Here is a 23,004-nt window from a genome sequence, read left to right as displayed (position 1 = left end):
CCCGCCTATTCCGCCAGGACGCGCGGCAGCTTGAACTGCACCGCCTCGTCGCGGATGAGCGCCGTCTCGACCTTGACGTCGTAATGCGTGCGAAAGGCCTCGATCACTTCCTCCACCAGCACTTCCGGCGCGCTGGCGCCCGCCGTCAGGCCGATCGTGCCGCCATCCTTGAGGACCGGCCGCAGCGCATCCCAGTCGATGTCTTCCGCGCGCTGCACCAGCGCCGCATAGGGACAGCCGACGCGCTCGGCGACTTCCACCAGGCGCATGGAGTTCGACGAATTGGGCGCGCCGATGACGAGCAGCGCATCCGATTGCGGCGCGATCTCCTTCACCGCGTCCTGCCGGTTGGTCGTCGCGTAGCAGATGTCTTCCTTGTGCGGCCCCCGGATGTCGGGGAAGCGGCGGCGCAGCGTGGCGACGATGGCGGAGGTGTCGTCCACCGACAGCGTGGTCTGGGTGATATAGGCGAGTTTCGAGGGATCGGCGGGGGCAATGGCCTCGGCATCCGCCACCGTCTCGATAAGCGTGACGGCGCCCTCCGGCAACTGGCCCATCGTGCCGATCACCTCCGGATGGCCGGCATGGCCGATCAGCAGCACCTGCAAGCCGGCATTGTGATGGCGCTCCGCCTCCACATGCACCTTGGAGACGAGCGGGCAGGTGGCGTCCAGATAGAAGAGTTCGCGCGACTGCGCTTCCGCCGGCACCGATTTCGGTACGCCATGCGCGGAGAAGATGACCTTCGCGCCTTCCGGCACCTCGCTCAGCTCTTCCACGAAGACGGCGCCCTTGGCCTCGAGCGATTCCACCACATAGCGGTTATGCACGATCTCGTGACGGACATAGACGGGCGGGCCGAATTTCGTCAGCGCCAGCTCGACGATCTGGATGGCGCGATCCACCCCGGCGCAGAAGCCGCGCGGGCTTGCCAGAAGCAGCGTAAGCTCGGGTTTGGCGTTCATCTCGTCCGTCCGATCGGCCTTCAAGAGGGCCTTGCTCCGTATGCGCTGTGCCATGCGCTGTAAGGGGCGCTTTCGATGGGCTCAACAGCTTGTGATGGCGCATGCAACCCGATAGAGTTTCGGCGCTGTTCAAGCACCTCGCCAGCCTCGCCCAAGCCGCTGAAAAGCAAGGACGAAGGCCCCTGTTCGCGGTAATAGAGGGGGGCAGGCAGCCAAAGTCAAGAAAGGCCGCGCCCGGGGCTTCCGCCTTGCCGCTCGAGCCTGCATCGTCAGGGATATGGCCTTGGTTCCGCACCGGAACAAGGCCGTCGCTCAATCGGGATTTCACTCAAGACCAACTCGGGTAAGGACCTCATGCCGTTTTCCAACGCCTTGCGCCGCACGGCCGCACTTGCCGCGGCCCTGTCCGTCACGCTTCTCGTTGCCGGGTGCGGCACAGACGATGAGGGCTATGCGACCTCCGGTATCGGCAGCATGCTGGGCTTCGGCGGCAGCACGGAAGAGGGCGGCTCGGCCGCCTATCCCTGCCCGAATGTCGGCGTGCTGGAGCAGGCCGACCGCCTCACCGCCTTCAACGGCAACGGCCAGGACATTACCGACGTGGCAATGCGGGCCGAACTCAACAAGGTGGTGACCCAGTGCGAATACAATCTCGACAATTCCACCATCACCTTCGACATCGCCTTTGACGGCGTGGCCGAACTCGGCCCGGGCGCGGCCTCGCGCGCGCAGACCCTGCCGGTCTTCATGGCGGTGACGCGCCGTTTCGGCAAGCTGGTGAAGAAGCAGACGATGACGCTGCCCGTCACCTTCGCCCCCGGCGAGACCAAGGTGCGCTTCACCAAGATGCTGGAGGGCAATGTGGTGCCCTATGGCAAGGGCGCCGATGGACGAATCTATCACATCCTTGTCGGTTTCCAGCTTTCCAAGGAGCAACTGGCATATAATCGTCGGGTCGCGCCGGTGCCGATCCGCTAGCTGGCGGAGACTTTTTCCAGAAGATCGATCGTCATGGCCCGGGCGTGTTGAGGAAGATCCGAAAACCCGTCCCGGATCATGAGATCGGACATCAGCGACCGCGCAAAATCGGGGTCGACGCGGCGGGCCGTCTCCAACGCAGCTTCGCAGGCGGGGCGGAACGGCTTTAGCCGATCGATCAGATGACTTTCTCCCATGGCCTGAGAGATGGCCGCTATATCGAACATGTCGCGCGGTTGCATGCGCGTACCGCGATAGACCAGTTTCTTGGCGATGATTTCCGCCGGCCGTTCGAGTGCGACGCGGCGGCCTTCGATATCCCGCCATTCGACGGGATCGGGTGTGAGGGAGGGCGAGCATATGAAGTCGATCTCGCCGATATCTCCGAAGACAATCTTGAGAGACCCGCTGCCATCCGTTTGGTAGCCGCTGGGGGCAATCGCGACGTCGTATTCCTGCGTCACGGGGTTCAGCAGCGGCAGAAATTGACGGTCGGGCAGGAAAATATCGACGTCATGGCTCTCCCGATGGGAGAGATGAAGCATAAGCGCCGTGCCGCCTCCGAAGGACCAGCCTTCCAGGGCAAACGCCCGGGCGCCCGCCTGGTCGATAATCGATACGGCAATTCGGAAGAGTTCGTCCCACCGGCTGGCCGCGGCACTCCCGATCATGCGAGGTCAGGCCGCCAGAGGCAGCTTGTATCCGGCCTTGCTGGAAAAGAAATTCGCGACCGGGATCAGATCCTCGAGATCGAGGCCCATCTCGCCGGCAAATTCCTTCTGAAGCGGGAGGCTGATTTCCGAAAAAAAGGAAAATGTCTGCCCCATCGCTTTCTGTGCCTGCCCGACATCCGTAATGCACTGGGCAAGCTCCTGCGCCGACAGCTTCGCCCCATAGGGAGCGTTGACTGTCGAGAGCACTATGGCTGCCGTCTGTGACATCGAACTGGCTTTCCAAAAAACCTCAGGAACATCAGAGATATAGTCGCAAATAACCCTTGTCTCAAGTCGGGTAAGGGCAAGGCGGACACGCCCGCCCACTATGGCTGGTGTATCGTTAACATAACGCCTGCGTTCTTTATCGTCGCCCGATGCCGAATCCGCTAGGCGAGTCGGGGCAGGAAAGGTATGTCGTCGGGCGGGAGCGGCGGAATTTTTCACGGCGCCTTGGAAATACCGCTAAGTCATTGAAATAAAGGTATTTTTATATCGTTATTTCCGTTCTAACCCCCTGAAAGATATGCGTTTTTCCAATCGGGGAGATTGACTCTCGGCCGATTTCGGACAAATATCGCGTCATATACAGATGATCTCTGCGGGAGAGTTCGAGGGTGCGCATTACCCTCGACGCCGAAGGAGCAACCGCCCCGGAAACTCTCAGGCAACGAGGACCGCAGAAGGATGAAACTCTGGAAAGCAGACCGGCCGTAAAAAGCCTGTCTCACCGAAGGGCGTAAGCGGCGGCCACCTCCTGGGGGCTTCCCGCGAAATCTCTCAGGTTCCGCGACAGAGTGGGGCGCTGCCGGGCACGCAAGTGCAGGCGTGCTGCCACCCCGATTCCACGAGCGCCCGTAAGGGTGGTGGACGCGAAACTGGAGAGACGGAGCCCTGAATATGTCGGAAGCGATTGCCGATACCGGCGCTGAGGCGCCCCTCAAGAAAACCCCGCTCCATGAGCTCCATGTGGAACTGGGCGCCAAGATGGTGCCCTTTGCCGGCTATGACATGCCCGTCCAGTACAAGGACGGCGTGCTGAACGAGCATCTGCATACGCGCCAGGCCGCGGGGCTCTTCGACGTGTCGCATATGGGCCAGGCCTTTCTCACCGGCCCCGATCACGAGACGGTGTCGCGCGCCATCGAGAAGCTGGTGCCGGGCGACGTGCTGGAGCTGGACCCCGGCGCGACGCGCTACACGCTGCTGCTGAACGCGAAGGGCGGCATTCGCGACGACCTGATGATTACGCGCATGGAAGGCGCGGAGAATGACGGCAAGCTCTTCCTCGTCGTCAACGCCGCCTGCAAGGACGCCGATTTCGCACATATCGCGGCGAACATGCCCGCCGGCGTGACGCTGAGCGTGCTGGCCGACCGCGCGCTCATCGCCCTTCAGGGGCCGAAGGCCGCCGAGGCTTTCGCGACGATCGCGCCGGAAACGGCCACACAGTCTTTCATGACGGTGCGCGAAACGAATGTGGACGGCGCGGCCTGCCTCGTCAGCCGGTCGGGCTATACGGGCGAGGACGGCTTTGAAATTTCCGTGCCCGCCGACAGGGCGGAAGCGCTGACGCGCAAGCTCCTGTCGGACGAGCGGGTGAAGCCCATCGGCCTTGGCGCGCGCGACTCGCTGCGCCTGGAAGCCGGGCTCTGCCTTTACGGCCACGATCTCGACGAAGAGACGACGCCCATCGAAGGCGCGCTGACCTGGACGATTTCCAGGCGCCGCCGCGCCGAAGACGAATTTCCCGGTGCCGATGTGGTGCTCGGCCAGATCGCGAACGGCGTTGCGCGCAAGCGCGTCGGCATCCTGCCCGAAGGCAAGGCGCCCGCGCGCGAAGGCACCGACATCACCGATGCGGACGGCAACAAGATCGGCGTCATCACCAGCGGCGGCTACGGCCCCAGCGTCGGCGGTCCCATTGCGATGGGCTATGTGGAAACCGCCTTTGCGAAAGACGGCACGCCGTTGCAGCTCGTGGTGCGCGGCAAGGCGCGGCCTGCCCGCGTGACGAAGATGCCGTTCGTCGAAAAGCGGTTCTACCGCGGATAGCAAGTTCACGGACGATTGCCGGCACTGCAGGGCCGGTTTCGTCAAACAGAGGATAATCAGGGGATCCCCATGAGCGATATTCGTTTCACCGATCAGCATGAATGGGTTCGCGTCGACGACGACGTGGCCACAATCGGCATTTCCGACTATGCGCAGGAACAGCTCGGCGACGTGGTGTTCGTCGAATTGCCGGAAACCGGCAAGACGCTTTCCGCGGGCGACGAAGCCGCGGTCGTGGAATCGGTGAAGGCCGCGAGCGAGGTCTATGCGCCCGTCTCCGGCGAAGTCGTGGAAGTGAACGGCGCGCTGGAAGACGAGCCCGCCGGCGTCAACGAGGACGCGATGGGCAATGGCTGGTTCGTGAAGCTGAAACTTTCCGACGCCTCGGAACTCGACAAGCTGATGGACGAAGCCGCCTACAAGGAATTCTGCGACGGGCTTGACTGAGGCGTTTTCCGGATGCGCCGGGATGGCCTGTTGAAAAATAGTCCTCATCCTGAGGAGGGCCGAAAGGCCCGCCTCGAAGGATGGCGATAAGCACGGGCCTCGCCCTTCGAGACGCGGACTTGCCGTCCGCTCCTCAGGGTGAGGAATGAAAGTCGACAGATCAGGCGGTCCAAACGGGCATATGGCAATCCGGTACACGGGCACCAAACATTAAAGGGCATCAAGTTATGCGTTACCTTCCGCTGACAGATACCGACCGACAGGAGATGCTGGGCGTCATCGGCGCGAAAAGCGTCGATGAGCTGTTCCGCGACGTGCCGGAAGCGGCGCGCCGCGACGGGCTGGTGGACCTGCCGAAACGGCAGGGCGAACTGGAAGTCGAGCGCGCCCTTTCCAGGATGGCGGCTAAGAATGTGGCGGCGGGCGACGTGCCCTTCTTCGTGGGCGCGGGCGCCTATCGCCATCATGTGCCGGCCTCGGTGGATCATCTGATCCAGCGTTCCGAGTTCCTTACGTCCTACACGCCTTACCAGCCGGAAGTGACGCAAGGCACGCTGCAATATCTCTTCGAATTCCAGACCCAGGTGGCGATGCTGACCGGCATGGAAGTGGCCAACGCCTCCATGTATGACGGCTCCACGGCCTGCGGCGAAGCGGTGTTGATGGCCAATCGCGTGACCAAGCGCAAAAAGGCCGTGCTGTCGGGCACGCTGCATCCGCAATATGCGGGCGTGGTGCACAATCTGGCCGAGTTCGCCGACTTCGCGCTGGAAACCATGCCGCCCGTGCTGCCCGGTGCGGCGGAAGACATCGTCTCGCGCATCACGGACGAGACGAGCTGCGTCGTCGTGCAGACGCCGGGCTTCTTCGGCGAGCTGGCGGATCTGACGCCGATTGCCGAGGCCGCCCACGCCAAGGGCGCGCTGCTCGTCGCGGTGGTGCCGGAAATCGTTTCGCTGGGTCTCGTCACCCCGCCCGGCGATATGGGCGCCGACATCGTGGTGGGCGAGGGACAGTCCATCGGTAACGGGCTGAATTTCGGCGGGCCCTATGTCGGCCTCTTTGCGACGCGCCAGAAATATCTGCGCCAGATGCCGGGCCGGCTCTGCGGCGAGACGCTGGACAGCGACGGCAAGCGCGGCTTCGTGCTGACGCTGTCGACGCGCGAACAGCATATCCGCCGCGAAAAGGCGACCTCGAACATCTGCACGAATTCGGGCCTGTGCTGCCTGGCCTTCACCATCCATCTCTCGCTCTTGGGCGAGGAAGGCTATACGCGGCTGGCGCGCATCAACCATGCCAACGCGGCGAAGCTGGCCGAGAAGCTCGACGCCATCGAGGGCGTGGACGTGCTGAACGACGCTTTCTTCAACGAGTTCACGCTGCGCCTGCAGGCCCCCGCCAAGAAGGTGGTGGACGCGCTGGCCGAAAAGGGCGTGCTGGGCGGCGTACCCGCCTCGCGCCTTATCCATGGCGATCCGTCGGTTGAAAACCTGCTGATCGTCGCCTCGACCGAGATCAACACCGATGCGGATCGCGACGCCTATGCACAGGCGCTCGCAGAGACGATGAAGGAGGTGCTCTAATGTCCGGAATGAACAAGCAGGGCCGCCCGACAAGTTTCGCGGAAAGCGGAGGCGGTGCCGAACGCACGACCTTCACCGGCAATAAGGGGCTCGAACTCGAAGAGCCGCTGATTTTTGAGCGCGACACGAAAGGCGCCTGTGGCGTCGATCTCGACGAGCCGGAGGGCTACCAGCCGAAGATCGGCAAGTTCGAGCGCAAGAACCGCATCGGCCTGCCGGGCCTTTCCGAGCCGGAAGTGGTGCGCCACTTCGTGCGGCTGTCCTCGAAGAACTATTCCATCGATGCCGGGCTCTATCCGCTGGGCTCCTGCACGATGAAGCACAATCCGCGCCTCAACGAAAAGATGGCGCGGCTGCCGGGCTTCGGCGACGTGCATCCGCTGCAGCCGGAACAGACGGTGCAGGGCGCGATGGAACTGATCGACACGCTGGCCCACTGGCTGAAGACGCTGACGGGTCTTCCCGCCGTCGCCATGTCGCCCAAGGCGGGCGCGCATGGCGAGCTGTGCGGCATGATGGCCATTCGTGCCGCGATCGAAGCGAAGGGCGAGGGCGAACAGCGCCGCCGCGTGCTGGTGCCGGAATCGGCGCATGGCACCAACCCGGCGACCGCCGCGCTGCTGGGCTACAAGGTCGATACGATCAAGGGCGACGGCAATGGCCGGGTGGACCTCGAGGCGCTGCGCGAAAAGCTCGGCCCCGATGTCGCCGCGATCATGCTCACCAACCCGAACACATGCGGCCTTTTCGAGCGCGACATCATCGATATCGCCAAGGCCGTGCATGAAGCGGGCGCATACTTCTATTGCGACGGCGCGAACTTCAACGCCATCGTGGGCCGCGTGCGGCCCGGCGATCTCGGCGTCGACGCGATGCATATCAACCTGCACAAGACCTTTTCGACGCCGCATGGCGGCGGCGGGCCGGGTGCCGGTCCGGTGGTTTTCTCCGAAGCGCTCGCGCCCTTCGTGCCGCTGCCTTACGTGGTGCAGAAGGACGGCGTTTACGACCTCATCGAAACGGAAGACGAGGCGGAAGCCGACGGCACCTCGCCTTTCGGCCGCATGACGGCCTTCCACGGCCAGATGGGCATGTTCGTCCGCGCGCTCGCCTATATGATGAGCCATGGCTCGGACGGGCTTCGTCAGGTGGCGGAAGATTCCGTACTCAACGCCAATTACGTGCTGGCCTCGCTCAAGGATGTGATGAGCGCATCCTATGAAGGCCCCTGCATGCATGAGGCACTTTTCGACGACCGCTTCCTGAAGGGCACGGGCGTCGAGACGCTCGACTTCGCCAAGGCGATGATCGACGAGGGCTACCATCCCATGACCATGTATTTCCCGCTGGTCGTGCATGGGGCGCTGTTGATCGAGCCGACGGAAACGGAATCGAAGCAGGGCATCGACCTCTTTATCGCCACGCTGCGCGACCTCGTGGCGGCGACCAAGTCGAACGACAAGGAACGCTTTTCCGGCGCACCGCATTTCGCGCCGCGCGGCCGCCTCGACGAGACGGCGGCGGCCCGCAAGCCGATCCTGCGCTGGCAGCCGGAAATGCCGGCCCAGGCCGCGGATTGACGGTGCCGGCGGCCATGGCCGTCGGACCGACCCTGCGCGATCTGAAAACCGCCGGCCGCTCGCCGGCGGTTTTTGTTTAGACTGGAGCGAACGAGAAAAAGAGGGAACGGGGGAGAGCGGAATGAAGACGGGATGGAAAATCGCCATCGGGGCCGGCGTGGCGGCGGTGGCGGCAATCGCGGCGGTCGGCGTGTGGAAATGGCCGGAAATCCAGCGGGCGCGTTTCGTCGCCAGCATGTTTTCCGGTCAGGAGCAGGTCGAGCGTTTCCGGAACATGGATGCCTATTTCCCGGTCAGGGCGTTCCGCCGCGGGGGACCCGTTTCCGACCTGCCGCAGGGCGAGACCATCGATCTGCCTGCGACCTATGCCTATGGCGGCGAAACCCGCGATACGCAGGCATTTCTCGCCGACACCGACACGACCGGCCTCATGGCGGTGAGCCAGGGCCGCGTGGTCTATGAGAATTACCGGCGCGGCAATGACAGGGACACGCGCTGGATTTCATGGTCCGTCGGCAAATCCTTCATCTCCGCGCTGATCGGCATTGCCGTCGAGGAAGGCCATATCGCCAGCATCGACGATAAGCTCGTCGACTATGCGCCGGAACTGAAAGGCACGAGCTATGACGGCGTGACGATCCGCAATGCGTTGGAAATGTCGTCGGGCGTCGCCTGGAACGAGGATTACAGCGATCCGGACTCCGACATTTCGCGTTTTGGTCGGGCGCTGGCCTTCGGCAGCTCCATGGTGGAATTCGCCAAGACGCTGGGCCGCGCGAACGAACCCGGCACGGTGAACCTCTATAACAGTCTCGATGCGCAGATGCTGGGCCTGGTGCTGCTGCGCGCGACGGGCGAGAGCCCGAGCGAATATCTGGAAGACCGGATCTGGTCGAAGATCGGCGCCGAGCATGACGGCTACTGGGTGCTGGACGATACCGGCATGGAGCTTGCCGCGGGCGGGGTGAACGTCACGCTGCGCGACTATGCGCGGTTCGGTCTTCTCTATCTGAACGGCGGTAAATGGAACGGCGAACGGATCGTGCCCGCGGACTGGGTGAAGGCGTCGCATACGCCGGACGCGCCGCGGCTCATGCCCGGCAAGCAGGAGCTGTCCGACACGGTATGGGGCTATGGCTATCTGTGGTGGCTGCCGCGCGCGGCGGACGGTCCTTTCGCGGCGGTCGGCATCTACAACCAGTTCATCTATGTCGATCCGGCGCAGGATCTCGTCATCGTCAAGACATCGGCCAACAGCGATTACGGCCGGACCAATGAGGAGACGAGTTTCCGCGAGGACGAAACCATCGCGCTGTTCGAGGCGATGGCGGCGAAGATACGGGCCGGGAACTGATGGAGGCGACGCGGTTCACGGAACTGGCGCTGACCAATGAGGCGAACCGCGCCGTCCTGTCCCTGTTGCCGGAGCTGGGGCTTGCCGATAGCTGGCTCGTTTCGGGCTGTCTTTTCCAGACGGTCTGGAACGCGCTGACCGGGCGCGAGCCGGGCTATGGCATCAAGGATTACGACATTTTCTATTTCGATTCCGACACCTCATGGGAGGCGGAGGACGATGCGATCGCCCGCGGGCGGGAGCTGTTTTCCGGGCTCGGCGTGGAAATGGAAATCCGCAATCAGGCGCGCGTGCATCTCTGGTATGAGGAAAAATTCGGGCGGCCCTATCCACCGCTCGCGAAAGCGACCGACGGGATCGACCGTTTCCTCGCGCCCGCCTGCATGGTGGGAATGTCGGCGGCGGGCGATGTCTACGCGCCGAAGGGCTTCGACGACATTGAAGACATGGTGATCCGCCCCAACCCGGTCGCGAATTTCGACGCGGCCGAACTGCGACGCAAGGCGGCGCGCTGGCTGGAGAAGTGGCCGGAAGTGCGGCTGGTGGGGGGGTAAATATTGGCCTCATCCTGAGGAGGACGCGAATGCGTCCGTCTCGAAGGACGGCGGCAAGCCCGGGCCTCGCCCTTCGAGACGCAGACTGACGTCTGCTCCTCAGGGTGAGGAGCGAAGGCGGCAGTCGCCGCAGAGCCAATGGGTCCCGGCTTTCGCCGGGATGACAGCTGAGTGTGGGGTTAGGTCCCCAGAAGCCGCTCCCGAAAAAACGAGATCACGCGCTTCGCCGCTTCCCTGGTCGGTTCGCCGTCGCGGTCGATGAGGTCGTTCGTGACGACGCTGTGCGGCTGCGGCGCGGGCGAATCGGGATTGGCGGTGCTGTCGTCGAGTTCGATGCCCTCGAAAGCGTCGCCGAGCTCGCGGCGCAGCGTTTCGAATTTCTCCGGCGGGCTCAAACGGTCGCCCTTGAAGCGCAGGCCCAGCACCTTGTCGCCCCGTCCGCCTTCTTCGACAGGGGCGCAGCGGTCCTTCACGCATTGCCATTCCCGCGGAGAGAGATGGAGCGCGGCCTTGCGCTCGGCGCCGAGCGGGAAGGGCATGGAGGGTTGCGACAGCACCGGCGCCATCAGGGAGGGTTCCATCATCATGGAGAGGGCGAAATTGCCCGAGAAACACATGCCGATGGCGCCGACGCCCTTGCCGCCGGCTTCCTCATGCGCGTGGCGGGCCAGCGCGCGCAGCCAGTCGGTGACGGGGCTGGAGCGATGGGCGGCCAGCACATGGAACTCGCGGCTGATGCAGAGTTTTGCGATCGAGCGCAGGGCATAGGGCGTGGTGAGCGGCTTGCCCGCTATGCCGAGAAGCTCCGGCATATAGACGCGAAACCCCGCATCGACCACCCAGTCCGCGAATCGGACGCCCTCCGGCGTGATGCCGGGAATCTCATGAATGACGATGACGGCGGGCCCCATCCCCCGCGTATAGACGGGCTTCGTCTCGCCCTCATGGGTGAATTCGGTCTTCTGATAGTCGGACAGCATCGGCCCCTCTCCCCTGTGTGAGGGCGTATCCTGCCTTGTCGAGCCGGGGGAGAAAAGGTGCGTTCCGCGCTCTTGCGTCGCCCCCTCCCGGCGCTTCGCGCCGACCTCCCCCGTCAAAGGGGGAGGTGAAGAAAAGGGGGAGGGGATGCACAAAAAGAAACCCCGCCGCTCGTTTCCGAGGGCGGGGTTTCGGGCGTTCGGTTGGCGAGCCGTCAGTGCAGCTTGGCCGTGAGATCCGCGATCGACTTTTCGATGATCTCCGCATCCCTGGAGGTGTCGACCTTTTCCGCGATCAGCCGGCGGGCCGCCTCGATGGCGACGTCGGCGGCCACGGCGCGAACTTCGTTCATCGCCTGAACCTCGGCCTGCGCGATCTTCTGCTCCGCCATCTGGGTGCGGCGCTCGACCTGGGCCTTGAGGTTGTCGCGGGTTTCCTTCGCCATGGCTTCGGCTTCCACCTTGGCCTGGGCGACGATGTCTTCGGCTTCCTTCATCGCTTCGCGCTGCTTGCGCTGATAGGAGGCCAGCACCTGCTGGGCTTCCTCGCGAAGGCGGCGGGCCTCGTCGAGTTCCTTGGCGATGCCGGCGCCGCGCTCGTCGAGCGACTTGGTCAGCATGCCCGGCACGCGCATATAGATGACGATGCCGATGAAAACGATCAGACCGAGGAGGACCCAGAATTCACCTGTCAGAAGCATAAGTCTCTCCTCACTTGATTTCCGCGTCGACGGCGCGCTCGAGAGCGGCCGTGTCGGCATTTTCGCCAAGCACCTGGCTGACCACGGTACCGGCCACGTCGGCGGCGATGTCGCGGACATTGCCCATGGCCGTGTCCTTGGTCGATTTGATGCGCGATTCCGCGTCGGCGATCCGGGCGGCAAGCTCGCCCTCGACTTCCTGACGCTGGCGGTCCGTTTCGGCCTGAAGCTCGTCACGCGTCGCCTGGGCGATCTTGTGAGCTTCGTCGCGGGCTTCGCCGAGCGCCTTTTCATAGGCCTCGATCGCTTCCTGCGTCTGCGAACGGAACTGCTCCGCCTGATCGAGATCGTCGGCGATGCGGTCGTGACGCTCTTCCAGAACGGTCGCGATCTTGGGCAGGGCGACGCGCGACATCAGCAGATAGAGGATGCCGAAGCTGATCGCCAGCCAGATGAGCTGCGACGAGAACGAGTCCGGATTGAATGGCGGGAAGCCGGTCTCGTGAGCGCCGCCATGAGCCGCTTCCTGACCGGCCATGGTGTGCTCGGTCGGGTCCGCATGTTCAACTTGGGCGACGATCTGATGCGCCGTCTCAGTGGCCATTTTTTTCTCCTAGCCGGAATGGCCGCCTCCGGACGAATCCGGCAAGGCGGCCAGCCAGTCGTTAAATCCCCGAGAAAAAGATCTTGGGGATTACGCGAACAGCAGGATCAGCGCGACGAGCAGCGAGAAGATGCCCAGCGCTTCCGTCACGGCGAAACCGAAGATCAGGTTACCGAACTGGCCCTGAGCCGCCGACGGGTTGCGCAGCGCGCCCGCCAGGTAGTTGCCGAAAATCGCGCCGAGGCCAATGCCCGCGCCGCCCATGCCGAGGCACGCGATGCCGGCGCCGATGTACTTTGCTGCTTCTGCTTCCATAACCTTCTGCTCCTTCGGGGTTAACTGGAACTCTGACGGGCCGGAGTGACCCGACAAATCTCTTGTTTTTCAAACGGCGCGGCCCCTTTTGGAGGCCGCAATGACTTAAACGGCGAGCCGCGCGGGATCAGTGACCCGGATGCAGCGCATCGCCCAGATACATGCAGGTAAGAACCGCGAACACATAGGCTTGCAGCGCCGCGACCAGCAATTCGAGCGCGGTGAGCGCCACGATCATGCCGAAGGGCAGCACGGCGCCGGCCCAGCCGACCGCGCCCGCGCCCAGGAACGAAATCACGAAGCCTGCGAACACCTTCAGCGTGATGTGACCGGCCAGCATGTTCGCGAAAAGACGAACCGAGTGGCTGATCGGACGCGAGATGTAGGAAATGATCTCGATCGGCGTCACCAGGATCAGCATGTAGACCGGCACGCCCGACGGCACGAAGAGACCGAAGAATTTCGGCCCGTGCAGGATGAGGCCCGTCACCGTGACGCCCAGGAAGACCATGATCGCCAGCGCGAAGGTGACGATGATGTGGCTCGTCACCGTGAAGGCGTAGGGGAAAAGGCCGATGACGTTCGCCGTGAAGACGAACATGAAGAGCGTGAAGACGAACGGGAAGAAACGCTGCGCGTCATGGCCCGCATTGTCGCGCACCATGTTGGCGATGAATTCGTAGAAGATCTCGACCGAGGATTGCAGCCGGCCGGGCACCATGGAGCGCCGGCTCATGCCGATCACGGTAAAGGCGGTAACGAAGCCCAGAACGACGATCATCCAGAGGCTGGAATTGGTGAAGGAGGCATCGATGCCGCCGATCTCCAGCGGAAAAATCTTGTTCACCACGAACTGGTGAAGAGGATCGACTGGGAAACCAGACCCGGATTCAGCTGCCACGGCGCAAAGCCCCTGTTTTATTACGTCGGGCTATTGCCCGTCCTTGTCCTTGCCATCTTCGCCGGACATCTTTCGGACCGTGCGAAGCAGATTTCTGACGCCGGCAACGGTGCCGAGCCCCAGAAAGACGATGAGGCCGAACGGAGAGGTGCCGAGCACCCAATCGAGCCCCCAACCGATAAACGCTCCGACCAGCACGCCGGCCACGAGATCGGACGACATGCGGAATGCGAGGCTCATATCGGACGACCGGCGCGCGTCTGCGTCATCGTCTGGCTGGTTTCGGGGGTCCTTCGTCGATTTCCGCGCGGACCGGATACGCTTGTCCAGATCGGACAAGGCCTTCTCGTCGACAGCGTAAGGGTCGCGCTTATCGTTCGCCAAAACCCGTTCTCCGCCTTCTGAAAAGGCCTTCGGGACCGCAAAATTCCGCAGTTCCCCCGCCTCAAGCCGCGCGCACCCTACTTGCGGGGGCATGGACTGTCAAGAACAGGGTTATCCGTCCCAAGTCCCTGATTTTGAACGAAAAAACGCACGTCTTCGCAGGCGCGGCATCGCCCTTCGCGGGTTTCTGAAAAAACGCCATGTCCGAGTCTCGCAAAGGGGCGGGAGGGGCCTTCGGCCTTCCCGCGAAAAAGCCCCGCCGAAGCGGGGCCTTGACGTTGCGTCACTCACGCCGTTCCTCACCCTGAGGCGCGGATGCAAGTCCGCGTCTCGAAGGGCGAGGCCCGTGCTTATCGCCATCCTTCGAGACGGACGCTTGCGCGTCCTCCTCAGGATGAGGGCTTTGAGATCGTTCAGATACCGATGAACGAAGGTCGGATCAGGAGGCTTCGCGCATCTGCTCGGCGGTGTCGAGATCGACCGAGACCAGTGTCGAAACGCCGCGTTCCTGCATGGTCACGCCGTAAAGGCGGTTCATCCGGGCCATGGTGAGCGCATGATGGGTGATGATGAGGAAGCGCGTATCGGTGGTGCGCGTCATCTCTTCCATCAGCTCGCAGAAACGCTCCACATTGGCGTCGTCCAGCGGCGCGTCCACCTCGTCCAGCACGCAGATCGGCGAGGGATTGGTGAGGAACACCGCGAAGATGAGCGACATGGCGGTCAGCGCCTGCTCGCCGCCGGAGAGCAGCGACATGACCTGAAGCCGCTTGCCGGGCGGACGGGCCATGATTTCCAGCCCCGCTTCCAGCGGATCGTCCGATTCGGTGAGCTTCAGATGCGCTTCGCCGCCGCCGAAGAGGTGGGTGAACAGGCGGCCGAAATTCTCGTTCACCTTCTCGAAGGCTTCCAGCATGCGCTGGCGGCCTTCGCGGTTGAGGCTGCCGATGCCCTGGCGCAGCTTGGCGATGGCGCTGACGAGATCCTCGCGCTCGGAATTCATCGCCTCGAGCTCTTCGGAGAGTTCGCGGGCCTCTTCCTCGGCGCGCAAATTCACGCCGCCAAGGCTCTCGCGCTCGCGCTTGTATTTTTCGAGCCTTGCCTCGATCTGGTCGGCGTCCGGCAGTTCCGCGCCTTCGGCCAGATTGGCCTGGGCGAGGGCTTCTTCCGGGGCGCATTCCAGCACTTCGCGGATACGCGCTTCCGATTCGGCCAGCCGCTCGCGCGCGCCGGTGACGAGACCGTCGATCCGGGCGCGCTCCTCGCGCGTTTCGCCGAGCTGGCTCTGCGTCATCTTGGCGTGCTTGGCGGTCTCGGCAAGCTGGGTCTCCGCCGTGGCGAGGAGGTCGGCGGCCTCGCCGCGCGCCTTTTCGGCCTCGGCAATATATTCCAGCAGCGAGCGGCGCTTTTCCTCGATCTGGGCCGGCACGCCTTCCAGCGCCTGAAGCTCTTCGCGGGCTTCCGCCTGCCGGTTTTCCAGCGTTTCGATCTGCTTGGTCGCATTGTCGGCGCGAAGTTTCCACGCCGCGCTTTCCTGCTCGATCGCCCCGAGGCGCCGGGTGCGGGCTTCCGCCTCGCGGCGAAGACCCTCGGCCTGGGCGCGCGCTTCGGAAAGTTCCAGCCGCAGCGAGGCGACGGTGTCGCGCAGTTCGCCAGCGCGGCTGCGCAGTTCCTCGTCCGGGCGCAGGGCGTCGAGCGCGCTCTGCGATTCCTCGAGCGATTTGCGCGCTTCTTCCAGATCGCCGGTGATGCGCTCATGCGCTTCGGCCAGCGCTTCGAGGCGCGAAATCTGCTGCGAGGCGGCACGTTCGGCCGCGGTCAGCCGGTCGCGAAGCTGGTTATGCGCCTGAGATGCCTCGCGCATGGCGCGGCGGCATTCCTGTTCGTTCTGCGCGGCCTGCTCGGCGGCGAGACGCGCTTCCTCGAAGGCGGTGCGCGCATCGGCCGCCTTGCGGCGGGCCTCGACCAGCTCCTCTTCGAGATCGGCAAGCCGGTTGCGCTGTTCGAGCCGCTTGGCGGAGGCGGTGGGCGCATCGGCGGCGGCGGTGTAGCCGTCCCAGCGCCAGAGCGCGCCTTCCTGCGTGACGAGACGCTGGCCGGGTTTCAGCGAGGCATGAAGGCGCTTGCCGTCTTCCTCCGACACCACGATGCCGATTTGCGACAGGCGGCGGGCAAGGGCGGGCGGCGCCTGCACGAAATAGGAAAGCGGCGTCACGCCTTCCGGCAGCGCCGGCGGCGTGTCGAAAGGCGGCAGCGTGCCCCAATGGACCGGGGCGGCATCGTTGGCCGGCACGGCGAGATCGTCGCCCAGCGCGGCGCCGAGCGCGGTTTCGTAGCCATGCTCCACCGTCACCGCGTCGATCAGCGGCGGGAAGAGATCGCTTTCGCCGACGGCCAAGAGTTCGGTCAGCGTCTTCGCTTCGGCGGCCAGATCGCCGACCACGCGCTCGGCGGCCTGCATCGGCTCGCGCGACTGCGCTTCGGCGGTCTGCGCATTCTTGCGGGCGTCTTCGGCTTCCTGCGCCTGACGTTCGGAGGCCGTCACCTTTTCCGCGGCTTCTTCAAGCTCGGCGGTCTGGGCGGCGATGGCGGCTTTCTTTTCTTCCGCGTCCGACAGCGTGTCGCGCTCGCGGGCAATGTCGGCAAGCTGGCGTTCCAGCTTCTCGATGCGCTGGCGCGAGTTCTCGATCGATTTCACCAGGCTGTTGCGCTCCGCGGAGAGTTTCGCAATTTCCTGATTGAGCTGGTCGAGTTCGCTTTCATGCGTATTGAGCTTTTCCTGCGCTTCGCTCACGCGGGTCTCGGCTTCCGCCTTGGCCCGATCCTGTCCTTCCTCGGACGCTTTCAGTTCGGCGGTTTCGGCATCGAGTTTCTCGATGGCGGCATTGGTGTCTTCGATCAGCCCCCGCTCGCGGCCGAGATCCTGGTCGGTCTGTTCGATCCGGGCGGAAAGGCGGGTCGCCTGTTCCTTGGCGCGGGTTTCTTCCGCATCGAGATTTTCACGCTCGACATTGAGGCGGTGAAGCCGCGCGGCGGCTTCCGCTTCCTTTTCGCGAAGCTGGGGCAGGCCCTGCGAGGCCTCGCCTTCCAGACGCGCGGCGGCGGCGGCCTCGCGGGTGAGGTCGGCAACGCGCACATCGGTTTCGGCAAGGCGCTGCTCTTCGGCGGCCAGCGTTTCGCGTGCATGGCTCCAGCGCAGGTGAAGCAGCATGGCTTCCGTCTCGCGCACCTGACCGGAGAGATTACGATAGCGCACCGCCTGACGGGCCTGACGCTTCAGGCTCGCAAGCTGCGATTCCTGCTGCGCCACCACATCGTCGAGACGGGTGAGGTTGGTTTCGGCCGCCTTCAGGCGCAGCTCCGCCTCGTGACGGCGGGTATAAAGGCCGGTAATGCCCGCAGCCTCTTCGAGGATGCGGCGGCGATTGATCGGCTTGGACGAAATGAGCTGCGAAATCTGGCCTTGCCGGACGAGCGCGGGCGAATGCGCGCCGGTGGAAGCGTCGGCGAAGAAGAGCTGCACGTCGCGCGCGCGCACTTCGCGCCCGTTGATGCGATAGGTGGAGCCGGCATCGCGCTCGATCTTGCGCGAGATTTCCACCACTTCGCAGTCGTTATAGGCGGCGGGCGCGGTGCGATCGACATTGTCGATATAGAGCACGACCTCGGCATGGTTGCGCGCCGGGCGGGCGGAGGTGCCTGCGAAGATCACATCCTCCATGCCCGAGCCGCGCATGTTCTTGAACGAGTTTTCGCCCATCACCCAGCGCAGCGCTTCCAGCAGGTTGGATTTGCCGCAGCCATTGGGGCCGACTACGCCGGTAAGCCCGGCCTCGATGATGAGGTCGGTCGGGTCGACGAATGATTTGAAGCCGGAAAGGCGTAGCCGGTTGAACTTCACGTGCGTTGCTCGTTCGTCTCTCTAGCGTTGAAAAAAGGGGAGAGGCGCGCTTTCGCGCTCTCCCCGCCGATCATTCTTCCCCGGGCGCTTCGTCCTGGGGCGTCGTCTCGCCTTCGGGCTCGGATTTGGTGATGTCCTTGCCCTCGAGCGCCTTTTCGACCAGCGGCTGGAACTCCTTCCAGCTCATGAAGCCCTGAACCATCTGGCCGTTGATGAAGAAGGTGGGCGTCGAGCGGATGTTGAACTCTTCCGCCCCGCGCTTGGCGACCTTGGAAATATGGTCGAAGACCTCGCCGTTCTGCATGCATTGCTGGAACTGCTCCTTGGAGAAGCCGCCCTGCCGGGCGATCTTTTCCAGCGCGGCCATCGGATCGTCTGCGAGGATCCACTGGCGCTGCTGCTCGAACAGCACGTCCACAAAGCCGAAATACCGCTCCGGGCCCGCGCAGAAGGCCAGCATGAAGGCCGCCGTCGCCGCGCTGTCGAAGGGGAAGGGCCGCGAAATGAAATAGACCTTGCCGGTGTCGATATAGGTCTTTTTCAGGTCGGGGAAGGTCTGGTTGTTGAAGTCGGCGCAATGGGGGCAGGTCATCGAGGAATATTCGATGACGACCACCGGCGCGTCCTTCTCGCCCATGGTCATGTCGCCGAGCGGGCCGGGAACCAGAAGCTCCTTTTCCAGCGCGCTGTCCGCCGTCATGACGTCCGCCGACGCCAGCTCGGCCTCCGCGGAAGCCCCGAACTGGGTGTAGGCGAGATAGCCAAGGCCCAAAACCACCACGACGGCGGCAAGGATGATGATAACTCGATTTTGATTCACGACTGCTAGTCCCCACTAGATGTTGCGTATTATGGCGGCCTTGAGGGGCCCCCTCAACGAATCCTTTCTGTTGCCATCAGACGAGAATCGGGACTCGCGTTCAGCGCTTATGGGCTCCGATCACCCGCTCGCCCAGCCGGGCCAGCGCTCCCCTGAGAGGCGTTTCCTCTATCGATTCAAGCTCTTGAGCGAGCTTCTTTCGTTCGTCCGGCGTCAGCGCCCTGATTTTCCGGCGCTTGCGGACGGGTTTATGCGGCAGCGGGCCCTGCACGAGTTTCAGCCGGGCGACCGCGTCATACCCATAATATGCGTTGATGCGGGAGACGATCTGGGGTTCCAGATGCTTGATCTCGACCGCGGCGGGGCCTTCCACGCGCAAGGTCAGCACCGCGCCGGTGGAGGGCCCTTTCTGCTTTTCATCCTTCGAGAAGCGCGGAAAGGCGAGCTTTTCCGGCGCGCAATATTCCGCCAGCGTCTCGCCCACGATTTCCGGCCAATGGGAGAGGATCTGCACCTGCGCAAAGCCACGCTTCTTGAAGGCGTCGCGCGCGGCCGCCATCACCCGCCCGCCGATGGGCGCGGGGGCATAGCGCCTGGAGGCGACCTTATCTCCCAGCAACTCGTTCATGGCGCGCATTCTGACTCGGAATCGCTTCTTACGCACATCTCCCTTTCGTAAGGCCTGCCCGCCGGATCGTTTGACGGGAACGCCCTCGAAACGACATATGAAGGCATGGCAGCAAAAGCGGCAAAAAAGGGCGGGAAACGGGAGAGCGTCGGCGAAAGGCTGCTCGCCTGGTACGACGTGCATGCGCGCGACCTGCCCTGGCGGGTGCGGCCGCCCAAAAAACAAAAGGGGGCCCGCGACAGGGGCGCACGGGCGGACCCCTATCGCGTCTGGCTGTCCGAGATCATGCTCCAGCAGACGACGGTGGCGACCGTCGGCCCCTATTTCCGCGATTTCGTGAGCCGCTGGCCGGATGTGGAAAGCCTCGCCGCCGCGCCGCGCGACAAGGTGATGGAGGCCTGGGCAGGGCTCGGCTACTACTCCCGCGCGCGGAACCTCCATGCCTGCGCCATCAGGGTGGCGGACGAGCATGACGGGCGCTTTCCCGACACCGAGGAAGGGCTGAAGGCGCTGCCGGGCATCGGGCCCTATACGGCCGCGGCGATCGCCGCCATCGCCTTCGACCGCAAGGCGACCGTGGTGGACGGCAATGTGGAGCGCGTGGTGGCGCGGCTCTTCGCCATCGAAACGCCGCTGCCCGACGCCAAGAAGGAAATCCGTCCCGCCGCCGAGACACTGACGCCCGACGAACGCCCCGGCGATTTCGCGCAGGCGATGATGGATCTGGGCGCGACGATATGCAGTCCCAAAAGCCCGTCCTGCAATCGCTGTCCGGTGTCGCAAGGGTGTCTGGCCTTCGAGAAGGGCATCGCCGAAACGCTGCCGCGCCGCGCACCGAAAAAGGCGCGGCCCACGCGGCGCGGCGCCTGCTTCTATCTAAGGAACGGGAAGGGCGAGGTGCTCTTGCGCCGCCGGCCCGACAAGGGGCTGCTGGGCGGCATGCTGGAAGTGCCGACGACGGAGTGGACGCAAGCCGAGATCGACGAGGACGTTTTGTTGGAAGCCGCGCCGGTGACGGCGAAATGGGCGCGTGTGCCGGGGCTCGTCGAACACACCTTTACGCATTTCCACCTTCAGCTTGCGATCTTCGTGGCCGAAGTGGGCGCGCGCGAGGCGAAAAAGGCCGAGGGGCTCTGGGTGCCGGAGGAGGAGCTGGACGCGCAGGCCCTGCCGACCGTGATGAAAAAGGCCGCCGCGCATGCCGCGCCGGATGCGGGGCCTTTGTTCAAGGGGAAGTAGCTACAACAATGGCTGTCATCCCGGCGAAAGCCGGGACCCACTCGCCTCGACGATACACCGCTGCGCTAATGGGTCCGGCAACGAGTGCCGGGACGACGCAGAGCTTTTTGATTTTCTGCTGTAACCACAAAATACATTTTCATCCCGGGACTTGTTCCCGGGATCCACTCGCGTCACAACGCGCTGAAACGTGGATTGGGTCCCGGCTTTCGCCGGGATGACATTCTTTTTTGTCATGCCCGGACTTGATCCGGGCATCCAGAGCGGCGCGTGCCGCGCATTGTTGCGCTGGATTGCCGGGTCGGGCCCGGCAATGACAAATGAGGATTACCCCTCGCCCATCTCGGCACGCAGCTTCTGGCGCAGCATGTCGATGGGCTTCAGCTTGCCGTCGGTCTTGAAGTGCCAATAGGTCCAGCCATTGCAGGCTTCGAGGCCCTGCACATGGGCGCCGATCTTGTGGATGGAGCCGGTGGCGTCGGCGCAGACGAGCGAACCGTCGGCGCGCACGCGCGCGGCGTGGCGGCGCTGCGGATCGTAGAGCTTGGTGCCGGGCTCCAGCAATCCGCGCTCGACGATGGTGCCGAAGGGAATGCGCGGCGCGGCCTTTTTCGACTGCGTGACCTTGAGGTCTTCCGGGCTCGACGGCTGCACCTGGCGGATGCGCTCGCGCGCGACCTTGATGTATTTCGCTTCGCGCTCGATGCCGATGAACTTGCGGCCGAGCTTCTTGGCGACCGCGCCCGTGGTGCCGGAGCCGAAGAAGGGGTCGAGCACGACATCGCCGGGATTGGTGGTGGCGAGCAACACGCGGTGGAGAAGCGCTTCCGGCTTCTGCGTCGCATGCGCCTTGTTGCCGTCCTTGTCCTTCAGCCGCTCGCCGCCATTGCAGATCGGGATCAGCCAGTCGGAGCGCATCTGAAGGTCTTCGTTGAGCGCCTTCATCGCGTCGTAGTTGAAGGTATATTTCTTCTGGTCGGCATCGCGCACGGCCCAGATCAGCGTCTCATGCGCATTGGTGAAGCGCGTGCCGCGGAAATTCGGCATCGGGTTCGACTTGCGCCACACGACGTCGTTCATGATCCAGTAGCCGAGATCCTGAAGGCTCGCGCCGACGCGGAAGATGTTGTGATAGGAGCCGATGACCCAGATGGCGCCGGTGGGTTTCAGTACGCGGCGCGCCGCGGCGAGCCATTCCCGCGTGAAGCGGTCATAGCTCTCGAAGCTCTCGAACTTGTCCCATTCGTCGGTGACGGCATCGACCTTGGACTGGTCGGGGCGGGTGAGGTCGCCGCCGAGCTGAAGGTTGTAGGGCGGGTCCGCGAAAATGAGATCGACGGAGTTCGCCGGCAGGGCGTTCATCGCCTCGATGCAGTTGCCTTGAATGATCTTCTCGGCGGTTGCCGCCGTGCCGTTGCCTGTCCGTGCCACGCTAACGCCCCTCTACATGTCGCCCCGTTGGAGCCGGCGATCATGGCGAGGTCGCGAATCGGCGTCAATTATTTTTGTGGAATCAAGGGGTTAACGGATTCGGAGACACTAAATCGAGTCTCTCGGGACTCGGCGGACTCAATATCTTGAGTTAGGAGCGCGGCGACGGGCGCGAAACTTTTGCGGTGATGCGGGCAGGGACCGGCATTTTCGAGCGCATCGAGGTGCTGCTTCGTGCCGTAGCCCATATGCCGCTCGAATCCGTAAGCCGGAAATTCGGCGGCCATCTCGATCATCATCCGGTCGCGCGTGACCTTGGCGACAATGGAGGCCGCCGCGATGGAGAGCGACCGGCTGTCGCCTTTGACGACGGGCGTGGCGGGGCAGGCAAGCTCCGGCGAGCGGTTGCCGTCGATAAGGGCATGGGCGGGGGCTGAGGGCAGCGCCGCCACCGCGCGGGACATCGCCAGCATGGAGGCGGCGAGAATGTTGATGCGGTCGATTTCCTCGACGCTCGCCATGCCGACCCCGACCTGCGCCTGGGCGCGGATGAGGCCGTAAAGCGCCTCGCGCTTCTTCGCGGTGAGCTTTTTGGAATCGTCGAGGCCGGGCGGCAGATGCGCGGGATCGAGAATGACGGCGGCGGCGACGACAGGCCCCGCCAGCGGGCCGCGACCGGCCTCGTCCACGCCGCAGACAATCACCTGCGGCGCGCCGGCTTCTTCCTCGAAGGCGAAGTCGGGGGTGAAAGTGGTTTTCGGTTTGGCGGGGCGGGGCATGGAGCGGAGTTTGTGATGTGGAATGTAAAACCTCAATCACTCTATCCGTAGATTCCCTCTCCGTGTCATCCCGGCGAAAGCCGGGACCCATT

22 protein-coding genes and 1 riboswitch are annotated in these 23,004 nt (G+C 64.0%); of the genes, 8 read left to right on the top strand and 14 right to left on the bottom strand.

Features of this window, described 5'->3' with window-relative positions; translation table 11 throughout:
* Nucleotides 1–5: 5 nt before the first annotated feature.
* Nucleotides 6–965, bottom strand: a complete 960-nt coding sequence (gene ispH, locus FHS78_RS10145) for a 4-hydroxy-3-methylbut-2-enyl diphosphate reductase (protein WP_167094112.1) — start codon at nucleotides 963–965, stop codon at nucleotides 6–8.
* Between the two features lie 354 nt (nucleotides 966–1,319).
* On the opposite strand from ispH, the gene FHS78_RS10140 reads away from it, so the two are divergent.
* Nucleotides 1,320–1,943: a hypothetical protein gene (locus tag FHS78_RS10140; RefSeq protein ID WP_167093811.1), complete on the top strand. Its 624-nt coding sequence runs from the start codon at nucleotides 1,320–1,322 to the stop codon at nucleotides 1,941–1,943.
* Here FHS78_RS10140 and FHS78_RS10135 read toward each other — a convergent pair.
* Together FHS78_RS10135 and FHS78_RS10130 are read right to left on the bottom strand one after the other, a co-directional pair.
* The gene (locus tag FHS78_RS10135; RefSeq protein ID WP_167093809.1) at nucleotides 1,940–2,614 is read right to left on the bottom strand and encodes a nucleotidyl transferase AbiEii/AbiGii toxin family protein; all 675 of its coding nucleotides are present in this window, start codon (nucleotides 2,612–2,614) and stop codon (nucleotides 1,940–1,942) included. The genes FHS78_RS10140 and FHS78_RS10135 overlap by 4 nt on opposite strands.
* A gap of 6 nt (nucleotides 2,615–2,620) precedes the next feature.
* On the bottom strand, nucleotides 2,621–2,884 hold the full coding sequence (locus FHS78_RS10130; RefSeq protein WP_167093806.1) for a hypothetical protein: 264 nt from the start codon (nucleotides 2,882–2,884) through the stop codon (nucleotides 2,621–2,623).
* 364 nt (nucleotides 2,885–3,248) lie between these two features.
* Nucleotides 3,249–3,346, top strand: a riboswitch (glycine riboswitch).
* A 210-nt stretch (nucleotides 3,347–3,556) separates the two neighbouring features.
* On the opposite strand from FHS78_RS10130, the gene gcvT reads away from it, so the two are divergent.
* The 6 genes from gcvT (at nucleotide 3,557) to FHS78_RS10100 (ending at nucleotide 10,232) form a co-directional block, all read left to right on the top strand.
* Complete coding sequence (gene gcvT, locus FHS78_RS10125) at nucleotides 3,557–4,711, top strand: glycine cleavage system aminomethyltransferase GcvT (RefSeq protein ID WP_205305273.1); 1,155 nt, start codon at nucleotides 3,557–3,559, stop codon at nucleotides 4,709–4,711.
* Between the two features lie 69 nt (nucleotides 4,712–4,780).
* Nucleotides 4,781–5,158, top strand: a complete 378-nt coding sequence (gene gcvH, locus FHS78_RS10120; RefSeq protein WP_167093803.1) for a glycine cleavage system protein GcvH — start codon at nucleotides 4,781–4,783, stop codon at nucleotides 5,156–5,158.
* 227 nt (nucleotides 5,159–5,385) lie between these two features.
* Nucleotides 5,386–6,744: an aminomethyl-transferring glycine dehydrogenase subunit GcvPA gene (gene gcvPA / locus FHS78_RS10115; RefSeq protein WP_167093800.1), complete on the top strand. Its 1,359-nt coding sequence runs from the start codon at nucleotides 5,386–5,388 to the stop codon at nucleotides 6,742–6,744.
* Complete coding sequence (gene gcvPB / locus FHS78_RS10110) at nucleotides 6,744–8,324, top strand: aminomethyl-transferring glycine dehydrogenase subunit GcvPB (RefSeq protein ID WP_167093797.1); 1,581 nt, start codon at nucleotides 6,744–6,746, stop codon at nucleotides 8,322–8,324. The genes gcvPA and gcvPB overlap by 1 nt, the downstream gene beginning before the upstream one ends.
* A gap of 121 nt (nucleotides 8,325–8,445) precedes the next feature.
* Nucleotides 8,446–9,678 carry a serine hydrolase domain-containing protein gene (locus FHS78_RS10105; RefSeq protein WP_167093795.1) on the top strand — a complete coding sequence of 411 codons (1,233 nt, stop codon included), beginning with the start codon at nucleotides 8,446–8,448 and terminating at the stop codon, nucleotides 9,676–9,678.
* Nucleotides 9,678–10,232: a nucleotidyltransferase family protein gene (locus FHS78_RS10100; RefSeq protein ID WP_167093792.1), complete on the top strand. Its 555-nt coding sequence runs from the start codon at nucleotides 9,678–9,680 to the stop codon at nucleotides 10,230–10,232. The genes FHS78_RS10105 and FHS78_RS10100 overlap by 1 nt, the downstream gene beginning before the upstream one ends.
* A 179-nt stretch (nucleotides 10,233–10,411) precedes the next feature.
* On the opposite strand, the gene FHS78_RS10095 is transcribed toward FHS78_RS10100, so the two are convergent.
* The 9 genes from FHS78_RS10095 to FHS78_RS10055 form a co-directional block, all read right to left on the bottom strand.
* Nucleotides 10,412–11,212 (bottom strand): dienelactone hydrolase family protein, encoded by an 801-nt coding sequence (locus tag FHS78_RS10095; RefSeq protein WP_167093790.1) that lies wholly within the window; start codon nucleotides 11,210–11,212, stop codon nucleotides 10,412–10,414.
* Between the two features lie 212 nt (nucleotides 11,213–11,424).
* Nucleotides 11,425–11,910 carry a F0F1 ATP synthase subunit B gene (locus FHS78_RS10090; RefSeq protein ID WP_167093787.1) on the bottom strand — a complete coding sequence of 162 codons (486 nt, stop codon included), beginning with the start codon at nucleotides 11,908–11,910 and terminating at the stop codon, nucleotides 11,425–11,427.
* A 10-nt stretch (nucleotides 11,911–11,920) separates the two neighbouring features.
* Nucleotides 11,921–12,514 carry a F0F1 ATP synthase subunit B gene (locus FHS78_RS10085; RefSeq protein ID WP_167093785.1) on the bottom strand — a complete coding sequence of 198 codons (594 nt, stop codon included), beginning with the start codon at nucleotides 12,512–12,514 and terminating at the stop codon, nucleotides 11,921–11,923.
* 90 nt (nucleotides 12,515–12,604) lie between these two features.
* Nucleotides 12,605–12,829 carry a F0F1 ATP synthase subunit C gene (locus tag FHS78_RS10080; protein ID WP_167093783.1) on the bottom strand — a complete coding sequence of 75 codons (225 nt, stop codon included), beginning with the start codon at nucleotides 12,827–12,829 and terminating at the stop codon, nucleotides 12,605–12,607.
* A gap of 127 nt (nucleotides 12,830–12,956) precedes the next feature.
* Nucleotides 12,957–13,730 carry a F0F1 ATP synthase subunit A gene (locus tag FHS78_RS10075; RefSeq protein WP_167093781.1) on the bottom strand — a complete coding sequence of 258 codons (774 nt, stop codon included), beginning with the start codon at nucleotides 13,728–13,730 and terminating at the stop codon, nucleotides 12,957–12,959.
* Between the two features lie 30 nt (nucleotides 13,731–13,760).
* On the bottom strand, nucleotides 13,761–14,114 hold the full coding sequence (locus FHS78_RS10070; protein ID WP_246220441.1) for an AtpZ/AtpI family protein: 354 nt from the start codon (nucleotides 14,112–14,114) through the stop codon (nucleotides 13,761–13,763).
* A 439-nt stretch (nucleotides 14,115–14,553) separates the two neighbouring features.
* Nucleotides 14,554–18,015, bottom strand: a complete 3,462-nt coding sequence (locus tag FHS78_RS10065) for an AAA family ATPase (RefSeq protein ID WP_167093777.1) — start codon at nucleotides 18,013–18,015, stop codon at nucleotides 14,554–14,556.
* Nucleotides 18,016–18,085: 70 nt separating this feature from the next.
* Nucleotides 18,086–18,835, bottom strand: a complete 750-nt coding sequence (locus FHS78_RS10060; protein WP_167093775.1) for a thioredoxin domain-containing protein — start codon at nucleotides 18,833–18,835, stop codon at nucleotides 18,086–18,088.
* A 100-nt stretch (nucleotides 18,836–18,935) separates the two neighbouring features.
* Nucleotides 18,936–19,463 carry a DUF721 domain-containing protein gene (locus FHS78_RS10055; protein ID WP_167093773.1) on the bottom strand — a complete coding sequence of 176 codons (528 nt, stop codon included), beginning with the start codon at nucleotides 19,461–19,463 and terminating at the stop codon, nucleotides 18,936–18,938.
* 105 nt (nucleotides 19,464–19,568) lie between these two features.
* On the opposite strand from FHS78_RS10055, the gene mutY reads away from it, so the two are divergent.
* Nucleotides 19,569–20,702, top strand: coding sequence for an A/G-specific adenine glycosylase (gene mutY, locus FHS78_RS10050; protein WP_167093771.1), 1,134 nt, complete (start codon nucleotides 19,569–19,571; stop codon nucleotides 20,700–20,702).
* Between the two features lie 327 nt (nucleotides 20,703–21,029).
* Here the strand turns inward: mutY and FHS78_RS10045 are convergent, their stop codons facing one another.
* Both FHS78_RS10045 and FHS78_RS10040 read right to left on the bottom strand, forming a co-directional pair.
* Nucleotides 21,030–22,133 (bottom strand): site-specific DNA-methyltransferase, encoded by a 1,104-nt coding sequence (locus FHS78_RS10045; RefSeq protein WP_343041957.1) that lies wholly within the window; start codon nucleotides 22,131–22,133, stop codon nucleotides 21,030–21,032.
* Between the two features lie 68 nt (nucleotides 22,134–22,201).
* The gene (locus FHS78_RS10040) at nucleotides 22,202–22,948 is read right to left on the bottom strand and encodes a ribonuclease HII (RefSeq protein WP_246220440.1); all 747 of its coding nucleotides are present in this window, start codon (nucleotides 22,946–22,948) and stop codon (nucleotides 22,202–22,204) included.
* Nucleotides 22,949–23,004: the final 56 nt, after the last annotated feature.

Source organism: Parvibaculum indicum (genome assembly GCF_011762095.1).
Taxonomy (GTDB): domain Bacteria; phylum Pseudomonadota; class Alphaproteobacteria; order Parvibaculales; family Parvibaculaceae; genus Parvibaculum; species Parvibaculum indicum.
The sequence above is the reverse complement of the archived record's forward strand: the minus strand, read 5'-3'. Positions and strand labels throughout refer to the sequence as shown.

What these genes read in the sequence shown, in the direction of transcription:
- ispH (WP_167094112.1), bottom strand. Translation starts at nt 965, where the DNA reads ATGAACGCCAAACCCGAGCTTACGCTGCTTCTGGCAAGCCCGCGCGGC.
- FHS78_RS10140 (WP_167093811.1), top strand. Translation starts at nt 1,320, where the DNA reads ATGCCGTTTTCCAACGCCTTGCGCCGCACGGCCGCACTTGCCGCGGCC.
- FHS78_RS10135 (WP_167093809.1), bottom strand. Translation starts at nt 2,614, where the DNA reads ATGATCGGGAGTGCCGCGGCCAGCCGGTGGGACGAACTCTTCCGAATT.
- FHS78_RS10130 (WP_167093806.1), bottom strand. Translation starts at nt 2,884, where the DNA reads ATGTCACAGACGGCAGCCATAGTGCTCTCGACAGTCAACGCTCCCTAT.
- gcvT (WP_205305273.1), top strand. Translation starts at nt 3,557, where the DNA reads ATGTCGGAAGCGATTGCCGATACCGGCGCTGAGGCGCCCCTCAAGAAA.
- gcvH (WP_167093803.1), top strand. Translation starts at nt 4,781, where the DNA reads ATGAGCGATATTCGTTTCACCGATCAGCATGAATGGGTTCGCGTCGAC.
- gcvPA (WP_167093800.1), top strand. Translation starts at nt 5,386, where the DNA reads ATGCGTTACCTTCCGCTGACAGATACCGACCGACAGGAGATGCTGGGC.
- gcvPB (WP_167093797.1), top strand. Translation starts at nt 6,744, where the DNA reads ATGTCCGGAATGAACAAGCAGGGCCGCCCGACAAGTTTCGCGGAAAGC.
- FHS78_RS10105 (WP_167093795.1), top strand. Translation starts at nt 8,446, where the DNA reads ATGAAGACGGGATGGAAAATCGCCATCGGGGCCGGCGTGGCGGCGGTG.
- FHS78_RS10100 (WP_167093792.1), top strand. Translation starts at nt 9,678, where the DNA reads ATGGAGGCGACGCGGTTCACGGAACTGGCGCTGACCAATGAGGCGAAC.
- FHS78_RS10095 (WP_167093790.1), bottom strand. Translation starts at nt 11,212, where the DNA reads ATGCTGTCCGACTATCAGAAGACCGAATTCACCCATGAGGGCGAGACG.
- FHS78_RS10090 (WP_167093787.1), bottom strand. Translation starts at nt 11,910, where the DNA reads ATGCTTCTGACAGGTGAATTCTGGGTCCTCCTCGGTCTGATCGTTTTC.
- FHS78_RS10085 (WP_167093785.1), bottom strand. Translation starts at nt 12,514, where the DNA reads ATGGCCACTGAGACGGCGCATCAGATCGTCGCCCAAGTTGAACATGCG.
- FHS78_RS10080 (WP_167093783.1), bottom strand. Translation starts at nt 12,829, where the DNA reads ATGGAAGCAGAAGCAGCAAAGTACATCGGCGCCGGCATCGCGTGCCTC.
- FHS78_RS10055 (WP_167093773.1), bottom strand. Translation starts at nt 19,463, where the DNA reads ATGAACGAGTTGCTGGGAGATAAGGTCGCCTCCAGGCGCTATGCCCCC.
- mutY (WP_167093771.1), top strand. Translation starts at nt 19,569, where the DNA reads ATGGCAGCAAAAGCGGCAAAAAAGGGCGGGAAACGGGAGAGCGTCGGC.